This is a genomic window from Pseudomonas flexibilis (genome assembly GCF_000806415.1).
In the GTDB taxonomy this organism is placed as follows: domain Bacteria; phylum Pseudomonadota; class Gammaproteobacteria; order Pseudomonadales; family Pseudomonadaceae; genus Serpens; species Serpens flexibilis.
The window spans coordinates 260,818-286,798 of the sequence record NZ_JTAK01000006.1 but is presented as its reverse complement, the minus strand read 5'-3'; the positions used below and the strand labels follow the sequence as shown (position 1 = coordinate 286,798).

Annotated in this window: 26 protein-coding genes; 17 read left to right on the top strand and 9 right to left on the bottom strand. The window is 66.2% G+C overall.

Annotation, left to right across the window (positions count from 1 at the left end; all coding sequences use genetic code 11):
• Window position 1: 1 nt before the first annotated feature.
• Genes fliH through PT85_RS15540 form a run of 5 tightly spaced genes read right to left on the bottom strand, consistent with a single transcriptional unit; the run spans window position 2 to window position 5,173 of the window.
• Window positions 2-706 (bottom strand): flagellar assembly protein FliH, encoded by a 705-nt coding sequence (gene fliH, locus PT85_RS15560; RefSeq protein WP_027589664.1) that lies wholly within the window; start codon window positions 704-706, stop codon window positions 2-4.
• Between the two features lie 11 nt (window positions 707-717).
• Entirely contained in the window at window positions 718-1,773 is a 1,056-nt protein-coding gene (locus tag PT85_RS15555) for a FliG C-terminal domain-containing protein (RefSeq protein WP_027589663.1), read from the bottom strand.
• Window positions 1,770-3,425 carry a flagellar basal-body MS-ring/collar protein FliF gene (gene fliF / locus PT85_RS15550; protein WP_027589662.1) on the bottom strand — a complete coding sequence of 552 codons (1,656 nt, stop codon included), beginning with the start codon at window positions 3,423-3,425 and terminating at the stop codon, window positions 1,770-1,772. Before fliF ends, PT85_RS15555 begins: the two co-directional genes overlap by 4 nt.
• A 19-nt stretch (window positions 3,426-3,444) precedes the next feature.
• Window positions 3,445-3,777: a flagellar hook-basal body complex protein FliE gene (locus PT85_RS15545; protein ID WP_027589661.1), complete on the bottom strand. Its 333-nt coding sequence runs from the start codon at window positions 3,775-3,777 to the stop codon at window positions 3,445-3,447.
• A gap of 16 nt (window positions 3,778-3,793) precedes the next feature.
• Window positions 3,794-5,173, bottom strand: coding sequence for a sigma-54 interaction domain-containing protein (locus tag PT85_RS15540; RefSeq protein ID WP_081798225.1), 1,380 nt, complete (start codon window positions 5,171-5,173; stop codon window positions 3,794-3,796).
• A gap of 415 nt (window positions 5,174-5,588) precedes the next feature.
• On the opposite strand from PT85_RS15540, the gene PT85_RS15535 reads away from it, so the two are divergent.
• Genes PT85_RS15535 through PT85_RS15500 form a run of 8 tightly spaced genes read left to right on the top strand, consistent with a single transcriptional unit; the run spans window position 5,589 to window position 13,736 of the window.
• Entirely contained in the window at window positions 5,589-6,422 is an 834-nt protein-coding gene (locus tag PT85_RS15535) for a FliM/FliN family flagellar motor C-terminal domain-containing protein (RefSeq protein WP_027589660.1), read from the top strand.
• On the top strand, window positions 6,419-6,799 hold the full coding sequence (fliN, locus tag PT85_RS15530; protein WP_039560117.1) for a flagellar motor switch protein FliN: 381 nt from the start codon (window positions 6,419-6,421) through the stop codon (window positions 6,797-6,799). Before PT85_RS15535 ends, fliN begins: the two co-directional genes overlap by 4 nt.
• The gene (gene fliP, locus PT85_RS15525; protein ID WP_407681108.1) at window positions 6,799-7,560 is read left to right on the top strand and encodes a flagellar type III secretion system pore protein FliP; all 762 of its coding nucleotides are present in this window, start codon (window positions 6,799-6,801) and stop codon (window positions 7,558-7,560) included. The genes fliN and fliP overlap by 1 nt, the downstream gene beginning before the upstream one ends.
• A 10-nt stretch (window positions 7,561-7,570) precedes the next feature.
• On the top strand, window positions 7,571-7,843 hold the full coding sequence (locus PT85_RS15520; protein ID WP_027589657.1) for a flagellar biosynthetic protein FliQ: 273 nt from the start codon (window positions 7,571-7,573) through the stop codon (window positions 7,841-7,843).
• Window positions 7,844-7,846: 3 nt separating this feature from the next.
• Window positions 7,847-8,647 (top strand): flagellar biosynthetic protein FliR, encoded by an 801-nt coding sequence (gene fliR / locus PT85_RS15515; RefSeq protein ID WP_027589656.1) that lies wholly within the window; start codon window positions 7,847-7,849, stop codon window positions 8,645-8,647.
• Window positions 8,640-9,782 (top strand): flagellar biosynthesis protein FlhB, encoded by a 1,143-nt coding sequence (gene flhB, locus PT85_RS15510; RefSeq protein WP_039607162.1) that lies wholly within the window; start codon window positions 8,640-8,642, stop codon window positions 9,780-9,782. Before fliR ends, flhB begins: the two co-directional genes overlap by 8 nt.
• Window positions 9,779-11,875: a flagellar biosynthesis protein FlhA gene (locus tag PT85_RS15505; RefSeq protein WP_039560120.1), complete on the top strand. Its 2,097-nt coding sequence runs from the start codon at window positions 9,779-9,781 to the stop codon at window positions 11,873-11,875. Before flhB ends, PT85_RS15505 begins: the two co-directional genes overlap by 4 nt.
• A gap of 49 nt (window positions 11,876-11,924) precedes the next feature.
• Window positions 11,925-13,736, top strand: coding sequence for a hypothetical protein (locus tag PT85_RS15500; protein ID WP_039607161.1), 1,812 nt, complete (start codon window positions 11,925-11,927; stop codon window positions 13,734-13,736).
• Between the two features lie 20 nt (window positions 13,737-13,756).
• Here PT85_RS15500 and PT85_RS15495 read toward each other — a convergent pair whose 3' ends face one another.
• Window positions 13,757-14,122: a PilZ domain-containing protein gene (locus PT85_RS15495; protein WP_052237722.1), complete on the bottom strand. Its 366-nt coding sequence runs from the start codon at window positions 14,120-14,122 to the stop codon at window positions 13,757-13,759.
• A gap of 141 nt (window positions 14,123-14,263) precedes the next feature.
• On the opposite strand from PT85_RS15495, the gene rep reads away from it, so the two are divergent.
• Window positions 14,264-16,273, top strand: a complete 2,010-nt coding sequence (gene rep / locus PT85_RS15490) for a DNA helicase Rep (protein WP_027589652.1) — start codon at window positions 14,264-14,266, stop codon at window positions 16,271-16,273.
• Window positions 16,270-16,896 carry a class I SAM-dependent DNA methyltransferase gene (locus tag PT85_RS15485; RefSeq protein WP_039607160.1) on the top strand — a complete coding sequence of 209 codons (627 nt, stop codon included), beginning with the start codon at window positions 16,270-16,272 and terminating at the stop codon, window positions 16,894-16,896. Before rep ends, PT85_RS15485 begins: the two co-directional genes overlap by 4 nt.
• Before the next feature lie 85 nt (window positions 16,897-16,981).
• Here the strand turns inward: PT85_RS15485 and PT85_RS15480 are convergent, their stop codons facing one another.
• Window positions 16,982-18,250: an MFS transporter gene (locus PT85_RS15480; protein ID WP_052237721.1), complete on the bottom strand. Its 1,269-nt coding sequence runs from the start codon at window positions 18,248-18,250 to the stop codon at window positions 16,982-16,984.
• 365 nt (window positions 18,251-18,615) lie between these two features.
• Between PT85_RS15480 and trhP the strand changes: the two genes are divergently transcribed.
• Window positions 18,616-19,974 carry a prephenate-dependent tRNA uridine(34) hydroxylase TrhP gene (gene trhP / locus PT85_RS15475; RefSeq protein WP_039560123.1) on the top strand — a complete coding sequence of 453 codons (1,359 nt, stop codon included), beginning with the start codon at window positions 18,616-18,618 and terminating at the stop codon, window positions 19,972-19,974.
• A gap of 185 nt (window positions 19,975-20,159) precedes the next feature.
• On the opposite strand, the gene rnk is transcribed toward trhP, so the two are convergent.
• Window positions 20,160-20,567, bottom strand: a complete 408-nt coding sequence (rnk, locus tag PT85_RS15470; RefSeq protein WP_027589649.1) for a nucleoside diphosphate kinase regulator — start codon at window positions 20,565-20,567, stop codon at window positions 20,160-20,162.
• 206 nt (window positions 20,568-20,773) lie between these two features.
• Entirely contained in the window at window positions 20,774-21,106 is a 333-nt protein-coding gene (gene cyaY / locus PT85_RS15465; protein WP_039607159.1) for an iron donor protein CyaY, read from the bottom strand.
• A gap of 132 nt (window positions 21,107-21,238) precedes the next feature.
• On the opposite strand from cyaY, the gene lptM reads away from it, so the two are divergent.
• The 6 genes from lptM to PT85_RS15435 all read left to right on the top strand — a co-directional run bounded on the left by lptM (window position 21,239) and on the right by PT85_RS15435 (window position 25,877).
• Window positions 21,239-21,373 carry an LPS translocon maturation chaperone LptM gene (gene lptM, locus PT85_RS15460; RefSeq protein ID WP_027589647.1) on the top strand — a complete coding sequence of 45 codons (135 nt, stop codon included), beginning with the start codon at window positions 21,239-21,241 and terminating at the stop codon, window positions 21,371-21,373.
• A 44-nt stretch (window positions 21,374-21,417) separates the two neighbouring features.
• A complete protein-coding gene (gene lysA, locus PT85_RS15455) occupies window positions 21,418-22,665 on the top strand; it encodes a diaminopimelate decarboxylase (protein ID WP_039607158.1) in 1,248 nt (415 codons plus the stop codon).
• 9 nt (window positions 22,666-22,674) lie between these two features.
• Window positions 22,675-23,505 carry a diaminopimelate epimerase gene (gene dapF / locus PT85_RS15450; protein WP_039560125.1) on the top strand — a complete coding sequence of 277 codons (831 nt, stop codon included), beginning with the start codon at window positions 22,675-22,677 and terminating at the stop codon, window positions 23,503-23,505.
• Window positions 23,502-24,188, top strand: coding sequence for a DUF484 family protein (locus PT85_RS15445; protein WP_039560126.1), 687 nt, complete (start codon window positions 23,502-23,504; stop codon window positions 24,186-24,188). Before dapF ends, PT85_RS15445 begins: the two co-directional genes overlap by 4 nt.
• Window positions 24,189-24,279: 91 nt before the next feature.
• Window positions 24,280-25,179, top strand: a complete 900-nt coding sequence (gene xerC / locus PT85_RS15440) for a tyrosine recombinase XerC (protein WP_039560127.1) — start codon at window positions 24,280-24,282, stop codon at window positions 25,177-25,179.
• Entirely contained in the window at window positions 25,176-25,877 is a 702-nt protein-coding gene (locus PT85_RS15435; protein ID WP_039560128.1) for an HAD family hydrolase, read from the top strand. The genes xerC and PT85_RS15435 overlap by 4 nt, the downstream gene beginning before the upstream one ends.
• Window positions 25,878-25,981: the final 104 nt, after the last annotated feature.

Below are 25,981 nucleotides of genomic sequence, written 5' to 3'. Positions count from 1 at the left end.
ATCAGTCCTCGACCTTGAGGTGCCCGGCCAGGGTGTCCATGCAGGCGTCCAGGCGCTGCTGGCAGCCGATGTCGGCTTCCGCCTCGGAGGTAACCACGCGGCATTCGCCATGGGCCAGACGGTCGTCGGGCACCAGCTTCCAGCGCCGCGCGCGTTCCGGGTCGATGTCGCGAATACGTGCGCATTCCTCTGGATTGAGGTGGATCTGCACGTCCTCGTGATTGCCGGGCAGGGTATTGAGCACTTCCTCGGCCAGGGTCAACAACTGCGCCGGATTCAGCGTCAGCTCGACGCGGATCACCTGCTTGGCCACCTTGGCGACCATTTCCAGCAGTTGCTCGCGGCGGCCGCGCTCGTATTCGCTGACCGCCACGCGGAAGGATTCCATCATGCGGTCCAGCGGCGCGCAGGCCTGCTCGAACTGGCGCCGCCCCTGCAGCCGGCCGTCTTCCAGGCCCTTGGCCAGACCCTCCTCCAGGCCACGCTGGTAGCCTTCGGCGCGGCCGACTTCGACGCCCTCGTCGCGGCCTTCCTGGAAACCGCGTTCCTGGCCTTCCTGATAACCCTCGGCCAGCGCGCGCTGCAGCGCGGCCGGATCGGCCGTCAGCGCGTCCTGGCCGTCGCCGGCCGCCACGCCACGATGGCGCGGCGGAAAGCGGTAGACACGCCAACCACGGGCGTCGCCCCGAATCACTCGTACCGTCATGCGCTCACCTGTCACTCGACCGTCTGTTCACGGAACAGCTGGATCTGCAATTCGCCGTCGGCCGCCATTTCGCGGACGATGGACATGATGTCCTTGCGCACCTGCTCGACCCGGCTGATCGGCACCGGGCCCTGGCGGCGCTTGATGGTTTCCATCTGCTGCGCCTGACGGCGCGGCATGGCCCCGAGCACGGCCTTGACCAGCTCGGGCTCGGCGCCCTTGAGGGCCACCACCCACTCTTCCAGCGGCACGGCTTCCAGCAGGGTCTGCAGCACTTCCTGGCTCTGGCGGGCAAGGATGAAGAAGTCGTACATCTGGTCTTCGATCTTGTCGACCAGCGATTCGTCGTGCCCGCGCAGCAGTTCGAACATCTGCATGCGGTCGCCCTTGAAGCGGTTCATGATGTCCGCCACCTGCTTCAGGCCGCGCACCTGCGAGCCCTGGGTGGACAGCACGCTGAGGCTGCGCTCGATCAGCTGCTCCAACTCGGCAATCACGTCGCCGCTGATCTCGTTGAGGTTGGCGATGCGATAGAGCAGGTCGTCCTGCTGCTCGACCGGCAGGGATTCCAGCACCTCGGTGGCCTGTCCCGGCGGCAGGAAGGCGATGAACACCGCCTGCATCTGGGCGTGCTCGCTGGCGATCAGCGTGGCCAGCTGGCGGGGGTCGAGCCATTCCAGCTTGGACATCTTGGCGCGAATTTCCTCGCCGTAGATGCTGTCCAGCAGGGTGCGGGTGATCTCCCCGCCCAGGGCCTTGGCCAGCATGTCGTCCAGGTAGTTGCGGCTGGCGCCCTTGATGCTGCTCTGCTCCTTGTAGTCCTCGAAGAAGCGGCCGATCACGTCGGTGACCTGGCTCAGCTTGATGTTGGACAGGCGCGCCATGGCCTGGCTGACGGCGATGATTTCCTCGCGGGAGAAGTGCTTGAGCACGCCGGCGGCGGCCTCCTTGTCCATGCTGAGCATGAGGATGGCGGCCTGCTCGACCGGGCTGGGCAGGCTGTTCGTGGTGACTACCCGGCTCGTCGGCTCGCTCGGGGTGGTGCTGTCGCTGGTTTGCGTACTCATGCTTTCTTCTCGTTACGGCCGATCCAGTGCTTGAGCACTTCGGAGACCCGCTCGGGCTCGTGCAGGGCAAGCATCTGCAGGTGTTCGATCTGGTGCTCGAGGCCCGAGCCGGGCGCCGGCAGGCGGATCTCGGCCAGCGGGTTGAGCTCGCTGAAGATCTTCGGCAGGGCGGGAGCCGGTGCCTCGGGCGCAGCGGGCGCCAGCAGGTGCGAATCGTCGCTGACCAGCGCGGCCTGGGCGCTGGCAGCCTGTGCCGCGGCGGCCTCGGCTTCGGCGTCGTCCTTGCGCGGGCTGAGGGCGCGGATCGCCGGACGCACGCCGAACAGCAGGATCAGCAGGCTGACCAGTCCGGCCAGGCCCAGCTTGCCCCACTCCAGCACCTTGTCGTCCTGCCACCAGGCCAGCTCCGGCTCCACGATCGACAGGGGCGCGAAGGGCAGGGTGCTCAGGGCCAGCAGGTCGCCACGCTCGGCGTTGAAGCCTGCGGCGGTACGCACCATGGTTTCCAGCTGGGTCAGCGTCTCGGCCGGCCAGCCGCCCTCGGGCGCCACGTCGGCATTGATCACCACCGCCACGCTCTGCTGGCGCAGGCGGAAGGCCGGGTGCTTGATGTGGGTAATGGTCTGGTCGTAGTCGTGGCGGCGGTTGCTTTCCAGGCGCGTGGAGGTGGCCGCACGGTTCTCGGCATCGCCTTCGGCGTTCGGCGCGTTGGCGATCGGCCGGTTGGTCAGCGAGCCGGGCACGCCCAGGGCCAACTGGTCTAGGGTGCGCTCGTCACGGGTCACCTCGCTGCGCAGGCGCGGCGTATCACCGTACACCTGCTGGGTTTCCTCGCGCTGGCTGAAGTCGATGTCAGCGGCGACGCTGACCCGGTAGTTGCCCAGGCCCAGCACCGGTGCCAGCACCTGCTCGATGTTGCTGGCAACCTTCTTCTGATACTCCTCGTTGGCCTTCCACTGCTGGGTTGGCCCGGTGCCGCCCGCCGCCAGGGCGCGGGTCAGCAGCACGCCGTACTGGTCGACAACGTGCACGTCTTCGGGCTTGAGGTTGGGCAGGCTGCCGGCCACCAGGTTGGCGATGGCGGTGACCTGGTCGGGCTCCATGCTGTAGCCGGGGTCCAGTTGCACCATCACCGAGGCCTTGGCCGGGGCGCGCTTGCCGACCACGAAGGAGTGGCTCTCCTCCTGGGCCAGGTGCACGCGGGCCGAGTTCACGCCGCGCAGGGTCATGATGGTCTGTGCCAGCTCGCCTTCCAGGCTGCGCTTGAAGCGCACGTTCTGCACGAACTGACTGGTGCCCAGTGGCTCTTCCTTGTCGAACAGCTCGTAACCGGCCGGGCGGCTGACCTTGATGCCCTTGGAGGCCATCAGCATGCGCGCGCGGGCCAGGTCCGACTCGGCGACCAGCACCTGGCCGTTCACTGGATGCACCCGGTAACGCACGCCCTCGGCGTCCAGCACCTGCATGACGTCGGAAACCTGATAGGTCTCGCCGCTGCCATACAGGGGCCGCAGCGTTTCGCTGTCGCGCCAGAGGTAGAAGACCACCAGCATCGCCAGGATCGCGGCCACCGCGGCCAGGCTGGCCAGGAACCAGCGGGGGTCGAGCTTCAAGCCCCGCTCGTGGAATTTGTTCAGTAGGTTCTGCAGCACGGGTCGGCTCTCGTGACGCTTACAGCGGCGTCTTCAGGATCTCGTCGAAGGCGGTGGACAGTTTGTTGCGTACCTGCAGCAGGGCGGAGAAGGACACGCTGGCCTTCTGGCTGTCGACCATGGCGCCCACCAGGTCGTCGCTTTCGCCCATCTCCACGGCACGCTGGGCGGCACTGGCACGGTGCTGATCGGCGTCCACCGCGCGAATCAGTTGCTCGAAGGACACACCGAAACTGCCCGGCTGAGCCTCCTCCGAACGCAGCGCCTCGCGCACCGCGCCGCCCTGGGCGACGCTGGTGAACTGCTGCATGCGCGTGAGCATGTCCATGCGCACCTGTGTGATTGAATCCATGCCCGTCTCCCGCCGGTCAAATGTTGATCTGCATGCCCTGCTCGCGCATGGCATTGAGGCGATAACGCAAGGCGCGCGGGGTCATGCCGAGGCTTTGCGCCGCCTTGGCCTTGTGCCCGTCGAAACGCCGAATGGTGTCCAGCACATGTTGGTATTCGGCCAGTTTGCCGCTGGCTTTAAGCGCGGCCCGCCCGCCGGTACCTTCGAGCGGCGCGCTGGCGAGGCTCGCTGCGGCCGGCTCGGCGACCGCCAGGCCGAGGTCGACCGGCTGGATGAACAGGCCGTTGCGCAGCACCAGCGCGCGTTGCAGGGTGTTTTCCAGCTCGCGCACGTTGCCCGGCCAGGCGTGGTGCAGCAGCGCCTGGCAGGCGCTTTCGGTCAGCAACTGATCGGGGTCTTCGTGGGGGGCGCAACGCTGAATGAAGCTGCGCGCCAGCGGCAGGATGTCCTCGCGGCGCTCGCGCAGCGGCGGAATGTGCAGCGGCAGGACGTCGAGGCGGTAGAGCAGGTCTTCGCGGAAGCGCCCCTGGGCCACTTCCTCGCGCAGGTCGCGGTTGGTGGCGGCGATGATGCGCACATCCAGCTCAATGTCGCGTCGACCACCCAGTCGCTCCACCCGGCGTTCCTGCAGCACGCGCAGCAGCTTGGCCTGCAGGCCGAGCGGCAGCTCGCCGATCTCGTCGAGCAGCAGGGTGCCGCCATTGGCCAGCTCGAACTTGCCCGCCTGGCTGCTGACCGCACCGGTGAAGGCACCGCGCTCATGACCGAACAGCAGGGATTCAAGCATCGCCTCGGGGATCGCCGCACAGTTGACCGCCACGAAGGGCGCCCCGGAGGTCGCACCGAAGCTGTGGATGTAGCGGGCCATGAGCTCCTTGCCGGTGCCGGTTTCGCCCGTGATCAGTACCGGCATGCGGGTCAGCGCGACACGCTGGGCCATGGCCAGCAGGCGCCGGCCGGCGGCCGACTGGCTGACGAAGCCCTCGCGCGCCAGCCCGGCCTGGGCATGGCGCTGCAGCAGGGCGGTGACTTGGGTGGCGCTGAACGGCGCCAGCAGGTAGTCGATGCAGCCCAGTTCGAGCAGGCGCGCCGCCACGGCCTGGTCGGCGTACTCGACGATGGGCACCACATGCAGGCGCTGGCAGCTCACCAGCGGCAGCAGGCGCACTTCGAGGGCGGCGATATCCAGGTCGCGAACGAACAGGAAGAGGATGTCCAGCCGTGCCTGATGTGCAACGGCCGGCGCCGGAAGCTCGGCGAAATGCTCGACGGCGCAGCCGGCGGCCTGCAACTGCTGCAGCAGCAATGCATAGCTGTGATTGTCCCGACTGCCGACCACGCCGATCACCGGCGAAGTTATTTCAGCGGCTGCTGGTCGCTCATTGAAGTTATGCATATACCAATCCAGGGAAGTCACGTTTCAGGAACGTACAACGACTACCTTCTTTCCCGCGCAATAAGACCAACGGCCAAACTGGGATTGCCGCGGCGGCAGGTTTTGCACATCTATTCGTACGGGTCGTGGCTGCAATTTACGCAGCGAGTGTGGCACGCTAGCAGCCAGTTGCCACTGTGCCCAGTACCGGACGCGATTAATACCCTCAGCCGCCATCAAAATCAATGAAACGGGGGCTTTTGATCTTTTTTGATTTAAGGTTTCGCCACCCCTGCCGATAGGGTTGCGGAATGGGGTAGGCGCGCCTGGCGAGACGGCGCGGCCAGCGGCTCGGCGACTCGCGCCGAGACCCGAATCCGATGGACAGCATGACCCGACCACGGATCGCTTACTTATATTCAGGATGTTCCACACCATGACTGGCAACCCGAAAGTGCTCCATGATGTGCCGGCGGACAAATTGCTCCGCCTCAAGCCGCACAAGCTGGGCCGGCATTACCACAAGGTGCCGATTTTCATTAAGGAAAGTTCCAGCAAACATCCGCGCATCATTGCCGATTATTTCCTGCGCAACTTTCGCATCACCCTGGAATTGATCCAGGTCAACGTACACGAGGAATATCCGCACGAGCCCGCGCTGCGTTTGAACAGCCCGCTGGGCCGCATCGGCTTTTCCATCGACCGCGCCCTGCTGGCGGAAATTCTCGAAAGCTATTACGGCGGTACTTCGCTGGCCGGCGAGCTGCCGCCGCCGAACACTTCCGAACAGCGCCTGGGCGAGCGCCTGGGCCGGGAAGTGGCCGATCTGTTCGGGCGCATGCTGCTGGGCGGCAAGTCCATCGGCAGGCTGGAGCGCTACGAGAACGCCTACGAGGAAGTGCACTGGGAGTACGTCGCGGAGTTCCGTTACCAGGCGCCGAGCGGCCTGCAGGGATCGCTGTTCCTGTTCCTCGATCCCGACGTGGTCGACGAGCTGACCAGCCAGGTGAACGATCGACCCGCGCCGCGCCAGGACTGCGATCCCGTCGCACAGATCAAGCAGCTACCGCTGCACCTGGACTGTGTGCTCGCCTCGCTGCAGATGAGCCTGGCCGACGTGCTGGCGCTGCGCCCCGGCGACATTCTGATGACCCGCTTGCGCGAGCCGGTCGAGGTCTGCGTCAACCAGCATCCGCTGTTCCGCGGCAGCATCTTCGAGGAAAGCGGCAGCCTGTTTCTAACCTCTCTGGAAAGTGTGAAGAACCCATGACCGGACACCTGTCGAACAGCGACCTGGACACCCTGATCAGCGACGCCGACCTGAGCCTCAACGATCCCGAGCCGCTTGCCAGCCTCCCCGAGCCCGCCGAGCCGCAGCAGCGCCTGCCCCAGCAGGACCTGAGCTTCTTCGGCAAGATCCCCGTGCATGTCACCCTGGAGGTCGGTTCCAGCGAAGTCACCCTGCAGGACCTGATGTCCGTGGACGTGCACAGCGTCATCGCCCTCGACAAGCTGGCCGGCGAGCCGCTGGACGTGAAGGTCAATGGCGCACCCTTCGCCAAGGCCGAGGTGGTGGTGCTCAACGGCAACTACGGGCTGCGTATCGTCGAACTCAACAGCAACGGTCTGTCCGGTCTGAAGCCATGATGGCGCGCCTGCTGGCCGTGGCCGGCATTCTGGTCGTCACGCTGCTGCTGCCGTTTCCGGCATTCGCCCAGGAAGCCGGCGGCGGCGAGATCACCCTGTTCAACCTGAACGACACGGCAAACGGCCAGACGCTCAGCGTCAAGCTGCAGATCCTGGTGCTGATGACCCTGCTGGGTCTAGTGCCGGCGATGCTGATGCTGATGACCTGCTTCACGCGCTTCATCATCGTGTTGGCCATCCTGCGCCAGGCCATGGGCCTGCAGTCCAGCCCGCCCAACAACGTGCTGGTCGGCATCGCCCTGGCGCTGACCCTGCTGGTGATGCGCCCGGTCTGGCAGGAGATCCACACCCAGGCCTACGAGCCGTTCCAGAACGACCAGATCACGTTCGAGCAGGGCCTGTCCCAGGCCAAGCAGAGCATCAGCCGCTTCATGCTGGCGCAGACCAACGAGACGGCGCTGGCCACCATTCTCGACCTGGCCGGCGAAGAGCGCCCCGCCGACATCACTACCCTGGACTTCACCCTGCTGCTGCCAGCGTTCGTGCTCAGCGAGCTGAAGACGGCCTTCCAGCTCGGCTTCATGATCTTCGTGCCATTCCTGGTCATCGACCTGGTGGTGGCGAGCGTGCTGATGGCCATGGGCATGATGATGCTCTCGCCGATGATGATCTCGCTGCCCTTCAAGCTGATGGTCTTCGTGCTGGTGGATGGCTGGACGCTGCTGGTCGGCACCCTGACGTCCAGCCTGCAGCCCCTCTAGAGGTAGTGCCGTGCTCACTCCGGAAATCGCCGTCGACCTGATCAGCCACGCCGTGCAGATCACCGCCCTGATCGTGTGCGTGCTGGTGATTCCGAGTCTGATCGGCGGCCTGCTGGTGGCAATCTTCCAGGCCGCCACGCAGATCAACGAGCAGATGCTCAGCTTCCTGCCACGCCTGCTGATCACTCTGGCCATGCTGGTGGTCGGCGGTCACTGGATCCTCGGCACGCTGATGGACCTGTTCATCCAGACCTTCCGCCAGGCAGGCGGGCTGGTCGGCTGAGGCATGAATTCCGGGCAGGCACTTTTCGAGGCCAGCCAGTGGCTGCTGGCCCTGCAGCTGTTCTGGTGGCCGTTCGTGCGCATCATGGCGGCGCTGAGCATCGCACCGCTGTTCGCCCAGCGCTCGCTGCCGGTGCGCGCCCGCCTGTTGCTGGCCCTGGTACTGACCGTCGCGCTGCTACCGACCCTGCCGCCCGCGCCGGAAATCGACGTGCTGTCGCCGGCCGGCGCGCTGGCCACCATCGAGCAGATCCTCTTCGGCCTGCTGCTGGGCCTGATGCTGCAGCTGGCCTTCGCCGTATTCACCATCACTGGCGAGCTCATCTCGACGCAGATGGGCATGGGCATGGCGCGCTACAACGACCCGGTGAACGGCGTGTCTTCCACGTCGATCGTCTACCAGGTGTTCTTCATCCTGCTGATGCTGGTGTTCGTGGCGCTGGACGGCCATCTGCTGGTGGTCAGCATCCTGCACAAGAGCTTCACCCTCTGGCCGGTGGGCAGCGGGCTGCACTACTTCGGCTTCCAGGCCTTCGTGCACGCCATGGCCTGGGTGCTGGCCGCCGCACTGCTGATCGCCCTGCCGGCGGTGTTCTGCCTATTCCTGGTGCAGTTCTGCTTCGGCCTGCTGAACCGCATCTCGCCGGCCATGAACCTGTTTTCCCTGGGCTTCCCGCTGGCCATCCTGGTCGGCCTGCTGTGTCTGAAGCTGCTGGTGCCGCACCTGCCGGAAAACTACCTGAACCTCAGCCGCCAGCTGCTGGACAACCTGGCCATCCTGCTGCCGGGAGGCCTCGATGGCTGAGAACCAGTCCAGTCAGGAAAAAACAGAACAGGCGACACCCCAGAAGCTGCAGAAGGCCAGGGAGGACGGGCAGGTCACCCGGTCGCGCGACCTGGCCACCATGGTCTCGCTGCTGGCCACCCTGCTGCTGCTGCGCATCTTCTTCGACTACATGCTCGACGGCTTCGACCAGATTTTCACCGGCTCGTACATCAACTTCGCGCGCAGCGAGCTGACCCCCAATGACGTGACCCAGGTGCTGCTCAACGGCATCCTGACCTTCATCCTGATCCTGCTGCCGCTGTTGATCGCGCCGCTGGTGGTGATTCCGTTCGGGCTGATCCCCAGCGGATGGATGTTTGCCAGCAAGAACTTCCATCCCAAGCTGAGCAAGCTCAACCCGCTGACCGGCCTCAAGCGCATCGCCTCGATGCAGAACCTCACCGACTTCCTCAAGTCCTTCCTCAAGGTGCTGATCCTGATCGCCATGGGCTGGATCCAGATGGTCTATACCCTGCCGCGCCTGATCGCCCTGCAGAAGTCCGATCTGGCCACGGCCCTGGGCAGCGCCTTTTCCCTGACCTTCGACATGCTGATCATGATGATGGCGGTGTTCGTGGTGTTCGCCGCCATCGACGTCCCCCTGCAGCGCTTCCTGTTCATGAAGAAGATGCGCATGACCAAGCAGGAGGTGAAGGAGGAGTACAAGAACCGCGAGGGCAAGCCGGAGGTGAAGGCCCGCATCAAGCGCCTGCAGCGCCAGCTGGCCCAGCGCCAGATCAGCAAGGTGCTCAAGGATGCGGACGTGGTGATCACCAACCCGCTGCATTACGCCGTCGCGCTGAAGTACGACCTCAAGAAGGCCCAGGCCCCCTATGTGCTGGCCAAGGGGCATGACGAAACCGCCCAGTTCATTCGCGAGAAGGCCATGGACCTCGCTATCGAGGTGGTGCCCATCCCGCCCCTGGCCCGTGCCGTGTACTTCACCACCCAGGTCAACCAGCAGATTCCGACCGCCCTGTATCAGGCGGTGGCCCACGTACTGACTTACGTCCTGCAGCTCAAGGCCTACCGGCGCGGCACCCGTCGCGCCGCCCCGGTGCTGCCCAAGGAACTGCCCATTCCCTCTTCACTTGCCAACCGAGCGTCAACATGAGCCCAATGCAGCAATTTTCCGCCACCTTGCGCAACGGCAAGATCGGCATCCCCGTGGTGGTGCTGTCCATCCTGGCGATGATCATCCTGCCGCTGCCGCCGCTGGTGCTGGACATTCTGTTCACCTTCAACATCGGCATGTCGATCCTGGTGCTGCTGGTCTGCGTCTCGACCCGCACGCCGCTGGACTTCTCGCTGCTGCCGACGGTGATCCTGGTCACCACACTGCTGCGCCTGACGCTCAACGTGGCCTCCACGCGCATCGTGCTGCTGGAAGGCCATAACGGCACCGACGCCGCGGGCAAGGTGATCGAAGCCTTCGGCGAGGTGGTGATCGGCGGCAACTTCATCGTCGGCATCATCGTCTTCGTGATTCTCACCATCGTGAACTTCCTGGTGATCACCAAGGGTGGCGAGCGCATCGCCGAGGTGACCGCGCGCTTCACCCTGGACGCCCTGCCCGGCAAGCAGATGGCCATCGACGCCGACCTCAACGCCGGCCTGATCAACGCCGACGAGGCGCGCCAGCGCCGCGCCGCCGTGGCCAAGGAATCCGACTTCTACGGGGCCATGGACGGTGCCGCCAAGTTCGTGCGCGGCGACGCCATCGCCGGCATCCTGATCCTGCTGATCAACCTGATCGGCGGCTTCGCCATCGGCATGCTGGTGCACGACCTGTCGGCCGGCGACGCCTGGCGCCTGTACGCGCTGCTGAGCATCGGTGACGGCCTGGCCGCGCAGATTCCGGCGCTGCTGCTGTCCACCGCCGCGGCGATCATCATCACCCGCACCAACGAGTCGGCGGAAATCACCGGCCTGGTGCGCAAGCAGATGCTCGCCCAGCCGTCGACGCTCTACACCGTGGCCGGGGTGATCGCCGTCATCGCCCTGGTGCCGGGCATGCCGCATCTGGCCTTCATGAGCTTCGCGGCGCTGATCGCCTTCGTGGCCTGGCGCACCGCCAAGTTCGCCCCGGTGGAGGAGGCCGAAAGCCTGGAAAAGGTCGCTGCCCTGAGCCGCGACCTGCGCCAGGACAAGCCGCAGCCACTGGCCTGGGAAGACATCCCGCTGGTCGAGCGGCTGTCGGTATCGCTGGGCTACAAGCTGGTCGGCCTGGTCAACGACGCCGGTGGCTCGCCGCTGCCGCTGCGCATTCGCGGGGTGCGCCAGACGCTCTCCGAGCAGCTCGGCTTTCTGCTGCCGGAAGTGCACATTCGCGACAGCCTGCGCCTGAAGGCCTCGCAGTACGCCATCTACATCAACGGCGAGCGCATCGACGGCGCCGAACTGTACCCGGACCGCCTGATGGCCATTCCCTCGGCCAAGCTGTACGGCGAGATCGACGGCATCCTCGGCACCGACCCGGCCTACCGCATGCAGGTGGTGTGGATCGACCCGGCGCTCAAGAGCAAGGCGCTCAACCTCGGCTATCAGGTGATCGACTGCTCCAGCGTGGTAGCGACCCACCTGAACAAGATCATCCGCGAGAACCTGGCGGAAATCTTCAAGCACGATGACGTCGATCACCTGATGCAGCGCCTGACCGTCCTGGCCCCCAAGCTGGCGGAAAGTCTCAAGACCGCGCTCAGCTACACCCAGCAGCACCGCGTATACCGTCAGCTGCTGCAGGAAGAAGTGCCGCTGCGTGACATCGTGACCATCGCCACTACCCTGCTGGAAGGCAGCGAAAGCACCAAGGACCCGATCCTGCTGGCCTCCGACGTGCGCTTCGCCCTGCGCCGCACGCTGGTCAACGCCATCGCCGGCGAACGCAGCGAGCTGGGCGTGTTCGTGCTGGAAAATGCGCTGGAGAACACTCTGATGGGCGCCCTGGGCATCGCCCAGCAACAGGGCACCGTCAGCCTGGACAACATTCCGGTCGACCCCGCGCTGCTCAACCAGCTGCAGACCAGCATGCCGGTGGTCAAGGAACGCCTGCGCAAGGACGGCCACCCGCCGATCCTGGTGGTCATGCCGCAACTGCGCCCGCTGCTCGCCCGCTACGCACGGGTGTTCAGCCCCGGGCTGCACGTGCTGTCGCAGAACGAGATCCCCGAGAAGGTGGCGATCAATATCGTCGGAACGCTGGGCTGAGCCTGCGGGGCGCCAGTTGGCGCCCCGCGCCGCTCTGAAAGGAAAGATCATGTACATCCGTCTCGTCATTTCCGCCCTGGCACTCGCCCTGGCACTGCCGGCGCACGCGGCGCCCGTGGCCCTGGTCCGGGACTACACCTACCGGGCCAGCGAGAACGACTCGAAAGTCAGCGCACGCAAAGCAGCGCTGCAACAGCTGCAGGCCCTGGCCATCGAGGAGGTCGGCGTGCAGGTGCAGGCGTCGCTGGACAGTACCGAGCGCCTGGATGGCGAAACCTTCTCCCGCACCGTACAGAACAACATCCAGTCCTTCGCCCAGGCGCTGACCCGCACGCGGATCCTGGAAGAACAGTGGGACGGCGAGCACTTCTTCCTCAAGGCGGAGATCGAAGTCGACCCCGACGGCCTGGGCAAGCAGCTGCGGGGACTGCAGAAGGGCACCAGCACCGACCCCTGCGCCGCCAAGGCGGCCGAATATCAAACCCTGGGCAAGAAACTCCCCGGCGCGCAGCGCACCGCTGAACTGCTGGCGCTGTCCCTTTCCGTCCCCTTCGACTACGACTGCCATCGCTGGCAGTACGATCTGGCGCCCGCGCTGATCCGCGGCCAGCATCCGCTGCCGGGTTACCGAGACTACCTGTTCGCCCAGTCGAAGAGCGTCCGCCCCGAGGAAACCGAGCTGGTGCTGCCCCTGGCGATCGACGCCGCGCTGCGCCAGAGCGAGCTTTCCGCAACGGAGTGGCAGCAGGTTGTCGAGGGGCTGGCACGGGTCCGGCCGACTTACCTGCCACGCAGTCTCGCGCCACTGTCCAACCACACCCGAAGCCAGAAGGCCGATGCCCGCCCGGCGCCGGGCCACCGGCAACCGGCCGAGCGGCTGGCGGAGCAGATCGAGCAGTTGCTCAGCCTGGCCGGCGCTGGGAGGCTCGCCACTCCGCCAATGTCACGGGGTGAGCTGGCCCACGAGCTGTACCGGATCATCCGGCACAACCAGCCCCTGCTGGCCGCCGAGCTGCTGGCCCGGGAAGCGCCAACCATCAGCCGGCCCGACCTGCTGCTCAAAAATGTCGCGGAGGCGTTCCTGCGCAGCACCCCGCTGGAGCCCGAGGGAGGTCATGGGAAGGCGCTCGATCGCCTGCTGACCCGCCTCGACCACGACTGGCAAGGGCTGCAGCGCCAGCCGCTGCAGGACGTCCACCAGTTGCTTCGCTCACTGGACGCGCGCAACGAAGCCGGGACGCAGCAGATCATCGACCGGCACCGCACGTTGTTTGCCAATACGCTGACAACCTACCCGCACGTCGACGCCCTGACGCGCGACAGGCTGTTCATTCGCTATCAGTTACCAGGCTCGACGGCCTGCACGCCTGCCGAGTGCGCGCGCCAGCTGTTCAGCGACGAAGGGGCCTTCGAGGCCAGCGTGCTGCTGCTGGCACACGGTGCACAGGCCGGCAGCCAGCAGGCAGAGGTGGTGCGCAAGCTGGAGCGACTGAGGGTGCAGCGCACCGGCTATCGGCGCATCGAGACGAAGGCCAACCTGATCACCTTCCTGACCCGCCATGGTCGCGCCGACGCGCAGACCGTCGCCCTGATGATCCAGTTGCTGGGCGATCTGGATGACGGTGATTTCCCCCGGCAGAGTCGCCAGGCACTGGTGGCCTTCTACCCGGGCAGCCTCGATGCGCTCCTGCAGGCCTTTCCCTCACAGGAGCGCCTGGTGCAGCAACGCATACTGGAGGTGCTGGGCGAGATGCCCGCCGACGCCCGTATCCAGGCGTTCCTGCGTGGACTGGCGGGAGAAACGCCGCACCTGCGCTTCGCCATCGAGGATGCGCTGGCGGCGCAGGTGGGCAAGTCATAGCGCCAGCCGACCGGCGGCGCTCAGACGCGCCGCTTCGGCAGGCTGGTTTCCGACAGCCCCAGGCTGTGGCTGAGGCTTTTCACCAGGTTCTCGAATGCCCGCGAAGGCTCCAGCACCCGCAGGCCCTGCTCGTAGCCACGGCGAAAATTCTTTCGCGTCCACTGGCAGATCACCGTGAGCGGGATCTGCTGCTCGGGCGTCAGGTCGTTCTTGGGCACCTCCAGCACGATCTCGTACTGCTCCCCGGCAGTGAACGTCTCCTCGCCAATCAGGCGCAACCCACCCAGCGAAACGTCGGCAGCGTAGCCCAGCGATACATTGCGGGCAGAATCACGCACATCGATTCGCATCCCTTTGATGAACGGAAAGCGGCTGAACTTACGCATTTCTTCGGCTCGTCTCGATCCTGAAAAAACCATAATGGCATTACGCCCTGCCGGGTAGTCTAAGCCGTTCCGCCGCCCGGACCAATCCGTCTCTGCCCACCCCTGTTAGAATCGGCCGCTTTCGGTTCCAGGGCGCGATCCATGTCACGACTCAACCCCCGACAGCAGGAAGCGGTGCATTACATCGGCGGGCCGATGCTGGTGCTGGCCGGCGCCGGCTCCGGCAAGACCAGCGTGATCACCCGCAAGATCGCCTACCTGATCCAGCAATGCGGTATTCGCGCCCAGTACATCGTGGCGGTGACCTTCACCAACAAAGCCGCCCGCGAGATGAAGGCGCGCGTCGCCACCCTGCTCAAGCCCGGCGAGGGCAAGGGCCTGACGGTGTCGACCTTCCACAACCTGGGCCTGAACATCATCCGCAAGGAATACCTGAAGCTGGGCTACAAGCCGGGCTTCTCGATCTTCGACGAGGGCGACATCAAGGCGCTGCTCGGCGACATCATGCAGAAGGAGTATTCCGGCGACGATGGTGTCGACGAGATCAAGAGCTACATCGGCGCCTGGAAGAACGACCTGATCCTGCCCGAGGAGGCGCTGGCCACTGCCCGCAACCCGCGGGAGCAGACCGCGGCCATCGTCTACATGCACTATCAGCGCACGCTCAAGGCGTACAACGCGGTGGACTTCGACGACCTGATCCTGCTGCCGGTGAAGCTGTTCCAGGACCATCCCGAGGTGCTGGAGAAATGGCGCAACCGCGTGCGCTACATGCTGGTGGACGAGTACCAGGACACCAACGCCAGCCAGTACCTGCTGGTCAAGCTGCTTGTGCAGGAGCGCGCGCACTTCACCGTGGTGGGCGACGACGACCAGTCGATCTACGCCTGGCGCGGCGCGCGCCCGGAGAACCTCATGCAGCTCAAGGAGGATTTCCCGTCGCTGCAGGTGGTGATGCTCGAGCAGAACTACCGCTCCACCAGCCGCATCCTCAAGTGCGCCAACGTGCTGATCGCCAACAACCCGCACGTGTTCCAGAAGCAGCTGTGGTCGGAGATGGGTCATGGCGATCCGATCCGCGTGATCCGCTGCAAGAACGAGGAGGCCGAGGCCGAGCGCATCGCCTTGGAGATCTTCACCCTGCACCTGCGCACCCAGCGGCCGTACAGCGATTTCGCCATCCTCTATCGGGGCAACTTCCAGGCCAAGCTGATGGAGCTCAAGCTGCAGCACCACCAGATTCCCTACCGACTGTCCGGCGGCACCAGTTTCTTCGCCCGCCAGGAAGTGAAGGACCTGATGAGCTACTTCCGCCTGCTGGTCAACCCGGACGATGACAACGCCTTCCTGCGCGTGATCAACGTGCCGCGCCGGGAGATCGGCTCGACCACCCTGGAAAAACTCGGCAACTACGCCACCGAACGGGGCATCTCCATGTACGCCGCCTGCGAGGAGATCGGCCTGGGCGAACGCCTGGACAGCCGCTACACCGAGCGCCTGAGCCGCTTCAAGCGCTACATGGACAAGCTGCGCCAGCAGTGCGCCGAGGACGATCCGATCGAGGCGCTGCGCGGCATGGTCATGGACATCGACTACGAAGGCTGGATTCGCGGCAACAGCTCCAGCGACAAGGCCGCCGACTACCGCATGGGCAACGTCTGGTTTCTGATCGACGCGTTGAAGAACACGCTGGAGAAGGACGAGGACGGTGAGATGACCATCGAGGAGGCCATCGGCAAGCTGGTGCTGCGCGACATGCTGGAGCGCCAGCAGGAAGAGGAAGAGGGCGCCGACGGCGTGCAGATGATGACCCTGCATGCCTCCAAGGGCCTGGAGTTCCCCTACGTGTTCATCATGGGCATGGAGGAGGAGCTGCTGCCGCACCGTTCGAGCATCGAGGCCGACACCATCGAGGAGGAACGCCGCCTGGCCTACGTGGGCATCACCCGCGCCCGGCAGAACCTGGCGATGACCTTCGCCGCCAAGCGCAAGCAGTACGGCGAGATCATCGACTGCCTGCCCAGCCGCTTCCTCGACGAACTGCCCCAGGAAGACCTGGAGTGGGAAGGCCTGGAGGAAGCGCCCAAGGAAGTGAAGGCCGCACGGGGCAACGACGCGCTGGCCGGCATCCGTGCCATGCTGAAGCGATGAACGACGCCAGCCGCCGCACCCTCGCCCACTACCAGCGCAACGCCCAGGCCTTCGAGGCCGGCACCCGCGACCACGATGTCAGCCAGAACATCCAGGCGCTGCTGCGCCACCTGCCGGCGCGACCGGGGCTGGCGATCCTCGATTTCGGCTGCGGCCCGGGCCGTGATCTGCTCACCTTCAAGGCCTTGGGCCACCTGCCGATCGGCCTGGACGGCTGCGCCGCGTTTGTCGACCTGGCCCGCCAGGCCAGCGGCTGCGAGATCTGGCAGAAGGATTTCCTGGCCCTCGATCTGCCCGCCGAACGCTTCGATGGCATCTTCGCCAATGCATCGCTGTTTCACATCCCCGGCGCCGAGCTGCCCCGCGTGCTTACGGAACTGCGTGACAGCCTGAAGCCCGGCGGTGTGCTGTTCAGCTCCAATCCACGCGGGCACAACGAGGAAGGCTGGCAGGGCGAGCGCTACGGCGTCTGGCACGACTGGCCGCACTGGCGAACGCTGTTGACGTCCGCCGGCTTCGAGGAACTGGAGCATTACTACCGCCCCACCGGCCTGCCCCGCGACCAGCAGCCCTGGCTGGCCAGCGTGTGGCGCAAGGCGGAGCGCGGGGAATCACATTTGTAGGCACGACTTCAGTCGCGCGCTTCTGCCGGTACCGAAAGCGTCGCGGCTGAAGCCGCTCCTACAAAAAACAGGTCCCAGCCATCAGTCACGTAGGGTGGACAACGCTTTCCTTGTCCACCAGGCCCCCACGCAAAGGCCCTCGGGCCGTCAGTACCACCCCTAGCGCCATCACCCCCAGCCCGCCGGCCAGCAGAAACAGCCCCGGATAGCCAAGCAGTTTGGCCAGCACGCCGCTGAACGCACCCACGATGCCGCCGAGCAGCAACTGCACCGAAGCCTGCAGGGTGAAGTCGGCGCCTTCGTGCTCTGCGCGGCACTGACGCATCATCGCGGCAAACAGCACCACGGTGGACAGTCCATCGGCGAACTGCTCGAACAGCGCCACGGCGTACACCGACGCCACCTCGGCCTGACCGATCAGCAAGGCCATGCCGGCGATCCCGATGGCCTGCAGCAGACCACCGAGCAGCAAGGCACGCAGGACGCCGATTCGGCCGTACAGCCAGCCCCCCGCCAGCGCGCCGCCGATGCCGAGCAGGCTGCTGAGAAGGGTGAGCTGCCCGAGCGCTGCCGCGCCCCAGCCCTGGTCGACCAGCATCGGCTTGATCATCGGCGAACCCAGCGCATCGCCGAGCTTGAAGCTGAGCAGCACCAGCAGCCACAGCCCCATGCCCGGCAGCACCAGCAGGCCGCGGTAGTGACGCCAGGGCAGGGTCACACCGGCCGGCTCGGCGCACTCGGCGTGGAACGGCAGCACGCGACGCTCGGGAAAGCGCAGCAGCGGGATCAGCAGCAGCAGCACCAGCAGGCCCAGAGCGAGCAGCGTCCAGCGCCAGCCCAGATCATCAGCCACCAGCAGCAGGCCGCTGCCGCCGGCCAGCATGCCGACCTTGTAGCCACCCACCTGCAGGCTGTTGCCCAGGCCGCGCCAGCGCTCCGGCAGCAGGCGCACGGTCAGCCCGTCGGTCGCCACGTCCTGGGTGGCCGCCGCCAGGTTGATCAGCAGCAGCAGGCCGAGCAGCAGCGGCAGCCAGGGGCCGAACAGCTGCGCCTGGGGCAGCCAGGCCAGCACGATGAGCAGTAACGCCACGCCGGCCTGCAGGGGCAGGATCCAGCCGCGCCGATGGCCGAGCGGCGAGCCGCCCAGGCGGTCGATCCACGGCGCCCACAGCACCTTGAGCAACCAGGGTAGCGCCAGCAGCTTGAGCAGACTGATCAGCGCCAGGTCGACACCCTGCTGGCGCAACAGCACCGGCAGGGCGTGGGCCATCAGCCCGGAGGGCAGGCCCTGGGCGACGTACAGCGCGGCGAGCAGGGTCAGGCTGGCGGGCAGGGGATGGGCGAGGGGCTGCATGGACACGGTATCGACGGGAACAGACGCCGAACATACCGGCAAACACCGCCAGTCGGAATGGCGGGATGGTCACACCTCTAGGAGCGAATTCATTCCCGAGCTTTTGGGGGCCCGCCTAGGGGGGACCGCCGAGGTGCGCCCACCTAAGGTCGCCCGGCCAGAGGTGGACCACGAAGCGCGCCGGCTCAGCATGGCACGAACCCGTGGCAGCGACCTGTCCGCGAACCTCTACCCGCAACCTGCACGGCCCAGCCAGCTCCGCACCCAGCCCGACTCGCCTCAGGTCGCCGACCGAATGCCCCGGTACGCCACTCGGAAAAGCGGGTAAAATGCCGGCCCTCCACGTTTACCCGAGCCGTCGCCCGATGTCCCAGACCTTCCGCCCCGAGCTGCTGTCCCCCGCCGGGACGCTCAAGTCCATGCGCTACGCCTTCGCCTACGGCGCCGATGCGGTGTATGCGGGTCAGCCGCGCTACAGCCTGCGGGTACGCAACAACGAGTTCGACCACGCCAACCTGGCGCTGGGCATCGCCGAGGCCCATGCCCAGGGCAAGCAGTTCTATGTGGTGGTCAACATCGCGCCGCACAACGCCAAGCTGAAGACCTTCATCAAGGATCTGGAGCCGGTGGTGGCGATGGGGCCGGACGCACTGATCATGTCCGACCCGGGGCTGATCATGCTGGTGCGCGAGCACTTCCCGCATATGCATGTGCACCTGTCGGTGCAGGCCAACGCGGTGAACTGGGCCAGCGTGGAGTTCTGGCGCCGCCAGGGGCTGACCCGCGCGATCCTGTCCCGCGAGCTGTCGCTGGAGGAGATCGGCGAGATCCGCGAGCAGGTGCCCGGCATGGAGCTGGAGGTATTCGTGCATGGCGCGCTATGCATGGCCTATTCGGGCCGTTGCCTGCTGTCGGGCTACATCAACAAGCGCGACCCCAATCAGGGCAGCTGCACCAACGCCTGCCGCTGGGAGTACAAGACCCACGAGGCCAAGGAAAACGAGCTGGGCGAGGTGGTGCACCAGTACGAACCGATCGCCGTGCAGCCGGCAAATGCGACCCTGGGGGTCGGCGCACCGACCGATGAGGTGTTCCTGCTCGAGGACGTGACCCGCCCCGGCGAGTTCATGGAGGCCACCGAGGACGAACACGGCACCTACATCATGAACTCCAAGGACCTGCGCGCCGTGCAGCACATCGAGCGCCTGGTGAAGATGGGCGTGCACTCGCTGAAGATCGAGGGCCGCACCAAGAGCCACTACTACGTGGCGCGCACCGCACAGGTGTACCGCCAGGCCATCGACGACGCGGTCGCCGGCCGGCCGTTCGACAAGTCGCTGATGGATACCCTGGAGTCACTGGCGCACCGCGGCTACACGGAAGGCTTCCTGCGCCGTCACGTGCATGACGAATACCAGAACTACGAGCGCGGCTTCTCGCTGTCCGAGCGCCAGCAGTTCGTCGGCGAGCTGACCGGCGAGCGCCGGAACGGCCTGGCCGAGGTGAAGGTGAAGAACCGTTTCGCCCTCGGTGACCGGCTGGAACTGATGACTCCGCAGGGCAACCTGAACTTCACCCTCGAGGCCCTGGAAGATGCCCAGGGCCAGCGCCGCGACGTGGCGCCGGGCGATGGCCACACCCTGTACCTGCCGGTACCGGAAAGCGTCGACCTGCAGTACGCCCTGCTGATGCGTGACCTGCAGGGCGGCAGCACGCGGGGCTGAACGATGATGTGGGGCCTGCACGAAGAGCGCGCGGACAAGTCCACGCCCAGGAAAAACGGCCCCGGCTAAGGGTCGGTGGGAGCGAATTCATTCGCGAGCTTCTGGGCGTGGCCTGCACGAAAGGCTCGCGGACAAGTCCGCTCCCAACAGCAGAGAGGTCGGCCCTGCGGGAGCGAACGACTTACCTACAACTGATAGTCGCCCGCCGCTTCCGGCTGGTACTCGACTTCCAGCAGGGTCAGCGTGAGGGTCTTGCCGCCGGGCGCCGGCCACTCGATCTTCTGACCGGTGGTCAGGCCGAGCAACGCGGTGCCCACTGGCGCCAGCACCGACACGGTGCCTTCCTTGCCGGCGTTCTGCGGGTAGACCAGGGTCAGGTGATAGTCCTTGCCAGTGCTCTCCTCGCGGCAATGCACGCGGGAATTCATGGTCACCACCCCCGCCGGCACCTCATCGTGGCCGACCACCGTGGCGCGCGACAGCTCCGCCTCCAGCGCCTCGGCGGCCGGGGTGTAATCCTCCAGACTGTCCAGCAGCTTTTCCAGACGCTGCATATCGAGGCGAGTGACGGTAATCGAGGGTGTGCTGCTCATGGCCTGCTGCTGACTCCTTGGTTGTTCGATTGCAAAACACGGAAAAGCAAAAACCCCGCCGAAGCGGCAGTGTGAGCGAGCAAGCGAAGATAAGGCCGGATCGGCCGATGCGTCGTATGCGCAGTGTCACACAGCCTGGAAGGCGGGGTTTTTTTGCGTACCGGACTGAACCTACCATAGCCGGGCAAATAAGCAAGAGGACCGGGTTACAGGGCGTCGAAGCCCAGCGCCTCGCCCGCCTGCTGGCTAACCACGCGGCTCAGCAACTCGCCCAGCCGCTCGCCACTGGTGTCGCAGATCCAGCGCTCGCTGATCTGGTCGTAGTCGAAATGGAAACCACCGGAGCGGGCCGCCACCCAGAGCTGGCGCAGCGGCTCCTGGCGACTGAGGATCAGCTGGCTGCCGTTCTCGAAGCGCACGGTGAGCACACCGTTGCTGTTTTCCAGGTCGACGTCCAGGCCACTGTCGTCGAAAACATCCTCGACATCCTGCTGCAGGCTGTCGACCAGATCGTGGAAACGGGCTTCACTCAGCGTCATGGCACTCTCCTCAAATACCGGCAAGGATGGCGAGTGCCCCGCGCGCCGGCAAGTCCCGGAGCGGCGCATAGGCAAGCTGCCGGGGGGCCGGTATACTCCGGCGCAATCACCGCTTTTACAAGGATTTTCGCCATGAAGCGCCTGTTGCCATCGCTCCTGGTGCTCTTCGTGTTCAGCGTGGGTCTCAGTGGCTGCGGTCAGAAGGGTCCCCTGTACCACCCGGACGAGCCAAACGCCGGGCATAGCAAGGACCGGTTCGAATTCTAGAGCCCGGAGCCCGGCACGCGGGCCCGGTCAGCCCAGGAGGCTGCATGCAACCCTTCAACTACCGCGACAACGTACTGTTCGCGGAAGGCGTGGCTCTGCCCGCCATCGCCGAGCGCTTCGGCACCCCCACCTATGTCTATTCCCGCGCCCACATCGAGGCCCAGTATCGCGCCTACGCCGATGCGCTGGTCGGAATGCCGCATCTGGTGTGCTTCGCCGTCAAGGCCAACTCCAACCTGGGCGTGCTGAACGTGCTGGCGCGCCTGGGCGCCGGCTTCGATATCGTCTCGCGCGGTGAACTGGAGCGCGTGCTGGCCGCCGGCGGCGAGCCGGGCAAAATCGTGTTCTCCGGGGTCGGCAAGAGCCGCGAGGATATGCGCCGCGCCCTGGACGTAGGCGTGCACTGCTTCAACGTCGAATCCGCCGAAGAACTCGAACGCCTGCAGGACGTGGCCGCCAGCCTGGGCAAGCGCGCGCCGATCTCCCTGCGCGTGAATCCGGACGTCGACGCCGGCACCCACCCGTACATATCCACCGGTCTCAAGGAAAACAAGTTCGGCATCGACATCGCCAAAGCCGAGGCCGTCTACGCTCGCGCCGCCGAGCTGCCGAACCTGGAAATCATCGGCGTGGACTGCCACATCGGCTCCCAGCTGACCAGCCTGTCGCCGTTCCTGGATGCGCTGGATCGCCTGCTGGTGCTGATCGACCGCCTGGCCGAACGCGGCATCCGCATTCGCCACCTGGACCTGGGCGGTGGCCTGGGCGTCCAGTATCGCGACGAGCAGCCGCCGCTGGCCGGGGACTACATCGCCGCGGTGCGCGAGCGCATCGCCGGCCGCGACCTGGCCCTGGTCTTCGAGCCGGGCCGCTCCATCGTCGCCAACGCCGGCGTGCTGCTGACCCGGGTGGAATTCCTCAAGCGCACCGACCACAAGAACTTCGCCATCATCGACGCGGCGATGAACGACCTGATCCGCCCGGCCCTGTACCAGGCCTGGATGGACATCGTACCGGTCGAGAAGCGTGACGCGCAGCCGCAACCCTGGGACATCGTCGGACCGATCTGCGAGACCGGCGACTTCCTCGGCAAGGACCGCGAGCTGGCCCTGGCCGAAGGCGACTTGCTGGCCGTGCGCTCCGCTGGTGCCTACGGTTTCGTGATGAGTTCGAACTACAACACCCGCGGCCGCGCCGCCGAGGTGCTGGTGGATGGCGAACAGGTCCATGAAGTGCGCCGCCGTGAAACCCTGACCGAGCTGTTCGCCGGCGAAAGCCTGCTGCCCAACTGAGGTCATCGCATGCTGCTGCGCTTCACCAAGATGCATGGCCTGGGCAACGACTTCATGGTCCTCGACCTGGTCAGCCAGCACGCGCACATCCAGCCCAAGCACGCCAAGGCGTGGGGCGACCGGCATACCGGCATCGGTTTCGACCAGCTGCTGATCGTCGAGCCGCCCAGCGACCCGGACGTGGATTTCCGCTACCGGATCTTCAACGCCGACGGCTCGGAGGTGGAGCAGTGCGGCAATGGCGCCCGCTGCTTCGCCCGTTTCGTGCTGGACAAGCGCCTGACCAGCAAGCGGCGCATCCGCGTGGAAACCAAGAGCGGCATCATCGAGCTGCGCGTGCGCTCCGATGGCCAGATCAGCGTCGACATGGGCGCGCCGCGCCTGGCGCCGGCGCAGATTCCTTTCCAGGCCGAGGCCGAGGCGCTGAGCTACCGCGTCGAGGTCGACGGCCGTGAAGTGGAGCTGGCCGCGGTTTCCATGGGCAATCCGCATGCCGTGCTGCGGGTCGACAATGTCGACACCGCTCCGGTGCATGCGCTGGGTCCGAAGCTGGAGCACCACCCGCGCTTTCCGCAGCGGGTGAATGTCGGTTTCCTGCAGGTCGTAGACCGTCACCAGGCGCGCCTGCGCGTCTGGGAGCGCGGTGCCGGGGAAACCCAGGCCTGCGGCACGGGCGCCTGCGCCGCTGCTGTCGCAGCCATTCGCCAGGGCTGGATGGAGTCGCCCGTGCAACTCGAACTGCCCGGCGGACGTCTGAGCATCGAATGGGCCGGCCCCGGCCGCCCGGTGATCATGACCGGCCCCGCCGTGCGTGTTTACGAAGGACAGATCCGCCTATGACCGAACAGCTCCCGACCCTCGATGCCGACGCCGTGGCCCAGTACCTGCGCCAGCATCCCGAGTTCTTCGTCGACTTCGAGGAGCTGATCCCCGAGCTGCGCATTCCCCACCAGCCCGGCCAGGCGGTGTCGCTGGTCGAGCGCCAGGTCCGGCTGCTGCGCGAGCGCAACATCGAGCTGCGCCAGCGGTTGAACCAGCTGATGGACGTGGCGCGCGACAACGACCGCCTGTTCGACAAGAGCAAGCGACTGGTGCTCGCCCTGCTGGACGCCGGCAGCCTCGAGGACCTGGTCAGCGCCGTGGAAGACAGCCTGCGCCACGACTTCCAGGTACCGTTCGTCAGCCTGGTGTTGTTTCGCGACACGCCGTGCGACGTCGGCCGGGTGATACCGCTGGGCGAAGCCCAACAGGCCATTGGCGGCCTGCTCAGTGCCGGCCGTGCCATCAGCGGTGCGCTGCGTCCGGCCGAACTGAGGTTCCTGTTCGCCGAGGACAGCGAGCAGATCGGCTCCGCCGCGGTAATCGGCCTGGGCAACCAGGGCCAACTGGGTGTCCTGGCCATCGGCAGCCCCGACCCGCAGCACTACAAGAGCTCGCTGGGCACCCTGTTCCTCGGCTATATCGCCGAAGTGCTGGCCCGCGTGCTGCCACGCTGCGCCTCGCCGCTGCGCCAGGTGCGCTGACCCGCACCGTGGGAGCGAATTCATTCGCGAGCTCTTTGATGCGGCCTGCAAGAAGAGCTCGCGGACCAGTCCGCTCCCACCGGTGACGCCCATGCAAACCGACCTCGACACCTACCTCGAACAGCTGCGCAGCGAGCGCCAGCTGTCGGCGCATACCTTGGACGGCTACCGCCGTGACCTCGGCAAGGTGCTCGCCTGGTGTGCGCAACAGGGAATTGCGGACTGGGCTTCGCTGACGCCGCAGCAATTGCGTCTGCTGCTGGCCGAGCTGCACGGCCAGGGCCTGTCCGGACGCAGCCTGGCCCGACTCCTGTCGGCCGTGCGCGGCCTTTACCGCTACCTGCTGCGCGAAGGGCGCTGCCGCCATGACCCGGCGGTCGGCCTGTCGCCCCCCAAGGGCGAACGTCGCCTGCCGCGCACGCTGGATACCGACCGCGCCATGCAACTGCTGGACGCAACAGTGGGCGACGACGCCGTCGCCCGTCGCGACCACGCCATGCTCGAACTGCTGTATTCCTCCGGCCTGCGCCTGGGTGAGCTGGTCGGCCTGGAACTTGCCGACCTGGATCTGGACGCCGGCCTGGTGCGCGTCACCGGCAAGGGCAACAAGACCCGTGTGCTGCCGGTCGGCCGGCAGGCCCGCGAAGCGCTGCGCGTGTGGCTGCGTGAGCGAGCGCAGCTGGCGCCACAGGACAATGCGCTGTTCATCGGCGTGCGCGGTGCACGCATCCACCCGCGCGTGGTTCGCCAGCAGATGCGCCAGGCCGGTGTCCGGACGCTTGGCCAGCACCTGCATCCGCACATGCTGCGCCACAGCTTCGCCAGCCACCTGCTGGAATCGTCCCAGGATCTGCGCGCCGTGCAGGAGCTGCTCGGCCACGCCGACATCGGCACCACGCAGATCTATACCCATCTGGATTTCCAGCACCTGGCCAAGGTCTACGACAGCAGTCATCCCCGCGCCAGGCGCCGCAGCAGTGACAAGCCATGAGCATTCAACTGATCACCTTCGATCTTGACGACACCCTGTGGGAAGTCGCCCCGGTGCTGGAAAGCGCCGAGACCGCGCTGCGCGAGTGGCTGCTCGGCGCCGCACCGCGCATCGGCGAAGCGGAGGTCGAGCAGCTGTGGCACATCCGGTCCGAACTGGTCGCCGCCGAGCCACCGCTCAAGCACCGCATCAGCGAGCTGCGCCGCCGCGTACTGCTGCGCGCCCTGCGCAATGCAGGCTATGAGGACGAGGAAGCCCGCGAGCTGGCCGAGCAGGCCTTCCAGGTGTTCCTGGCCGCGCGGCACCGGGTCAGCCTCTTCCCTGACGTTCACTCGACCCTTGAAGTGTTGGCCAACCGTTACCGGCTGGCCGTGCTGACCAACGGCAACGCGGATGTGCGCCGCCTGGGCCTGGCCGATTATTTCCAGTTCGCCCTGTGTGCCGAGGAGCTTGGCGTGGGCAAACCCGACCCGCTACCGTTTCGCGAGGCGCTGCGTCGCGCCGGGGTGGCGCCCGGCGAGGCGGTACACGTGGGTGATCATCCACTGGACGATATCCAGGGCGCCCGGGCCGCCGGCCTGCGCGCCATCTGGTACAACCCGCGCGGCCTCGCCTGGCAGGGCGAGGCCGCGCCCGACGCGCAGATCAGCCGTCTCGATCAACTGCCGCAGCTGCTCGCCCATTGGTCGGCGATTTGACATGAGCCCACCTGTCCGCCAGCCATCCGGCGCGAACGCCTAAAGCGAACGGGCAGTCTGCCGATACGCTGAAACCAGCGGGGCGCACGCTTATCGTGCAAAGC

What these genes read in the sequence shown, in the direction of transcription:
- fliH (WP_027589664.1), bottom strand. Translation starts at nt 706, where the DNA reads ATGACGGTACGAGTGATTCGGGGCGACGCCCGTGGTTGGCGTGTCTAC.
- PT85_RS15555 (WP_027589663.1), bottom strand. Translation starts at nt 1,773, where the DNA reads ATGAGTACGCAAACCAGCGACAGCACCACCCCGAGCGAGCCGACGAGC.
- PT85_RS15545 (WP_027589661.1), bottom strand. Translation starts at nt 3,777, where the DNA reads ATGGATTCAATCACACAGGTGCGCATGGACATGCTCACGCGCATGCAG.
- PT85_RS15540 (WP_081798225.1), bottom strand. Translation starts at nt 5,173, where the DNA reads ATGCATAACTTCAATGAGCGACCAGCAGCCGCTGAAATAACTTCGCCG.
- PT85_RS15535 (WP_027589660.1), top strand. Translation starts at nt 5,589, where the DNA reads ATGACTGGCAACCCGAAAGTGCTCCATGATGTGCCGGCGGACAAATTG.
- fliN (WP_039560117.1), top strand. Translation starts at nt 6,419, where the DNA reads ATGACCGGACACCTGTCGAACAGCGACCTGGACACCCTGATCAGCGAC.
- fliP (WP_407681108.1), top strand. Translation starts at nt 6,799, where the DNA reads ATGGCGCGCCTGCTGGCCGTGGCCGGCATTCTGGTCGTCACGCTGCTG.
- fliR (WP_027589656.1), top strand. Translation starts at nt 7,847, where the DNA reads ATGAATTCCGGGCAGGCACTTTTCGAGGCCAGCCAGTGGCTGCTGGCC.
- flhB (WP_039607162.1), top strand. Translation starts at nt 8,640, where the DNA reads ATGGCTGAGAACCAGTCCAGTCAGGAAAAAACAGAACAGGCGACACCC.
- PT85_RS15505 (WP_039560120.1), top strand. Translation starts at nt 9,779, where the DNA reads ATGAGCCCAATGCAGCAATTTTCCGCCACCTTGCGCAACGGCAAGATC.
- PT85_RS15500 (WP_039607161.1), top strand. Translation starts at nt 11,925, where the DNA reads ATGTACATCCGTCTCGTCATTTCCGCCCTGGCACTCGCCCTGGCACTG.
- PT85_RS15495 (WP_052237722.1), bottom strand. Translation starts at nt 14,122, where the DNA reads ATGCGTAAGTTCAGCCGCTTTCCGTTCATCAAAGGGATGCGAATCGAT.
- rep (WP_027589652.1), top strand. Translation starts at nt 14,264, where the DNA reads ATGTCACGACTCAACCCCCGACAGCAGGAAGCGGTGCATTACATCGGC.
- PT85_RS15485 (WP_039607160.1), top strand. Translation starts at nt 16,270, where the DNA reads ATGAACGACGCCAGCCGCCGCACCCTCGCCCACTACCAGCGCAACGCC.
- PT85_RS15480 (WP_052237721.1), bottom strand. Translation starts at nt 18,250, where the DNA reads ATGCAGCCCCTCGCCCATCCCCTGCCCGCCAGCCTGACCCTGCTCGCC.
- trhP (WP_039560123.1), top strand. Translation starts at nt 18,616, where the DNA reads ATGTCCCAGACCTTCCGCCCCGAGCTGCTGTCCCCCGCCGGGACGCTC.
- rnk (WP_027589649.1), bottom strand. Translation starts at nt 20,567, where the DNA reads ATGAGCAGCACACCCTCGATTACCGTCACTCGCCTCGATATGCAGCGT.
- cyaY (WP_039607159.1), bottom strand. Translation starts at nt 21,106, where the DNA reads ATGACGCTGAGTGAAGCCCGTTTCCACGATCTGGTCGACAGCCTGCAG.
- lptM (WP_027589647.1), top strand. Translation starts at nt 21,239, where the DNA reads ATGAAGCGCCTGTTGCCATCGCTCCTGGTGCTCTTCGTGTTCAGCGTG.
- lysA (WP_039607158.1), top strand. Translation starts at nt 21,418, where the DNA reads ATGCAACCCTTCAACTACCGCGACAACGTACTGTTCGCGGAAGGCGTG.
- dapF (WP_039560125.1), top strand. Translation starts at nt 22,675, where the DNA reads ATGCTGCTGCGCTTCACCAAGATGCATGGCCTGGGCAACGACTTCATG.
- PT85_RS15445 (WP_039560126.1), top strand. Translation starts at nt 23,502, where the DNA reads ATGACCGAACAGCTCCCGACCCTCGATGCCGACGCCGTGGCCCAGTAC.
- xerC (WP_039560127.1), top strand. Translation starts at nt 24,280, where the DNA reads ATGCAAACCGACCTCGACACCTACCTCGAACAGCTGCGCAGCGAGCGC.
- PT85_RS15435 (WP_039560128.1), top strand. Translation starts at nt 25,176, where the DNA reads ATGAGCATTCAACTGATCACCTTCGATCTTGACGACACCCTGTGGGAA.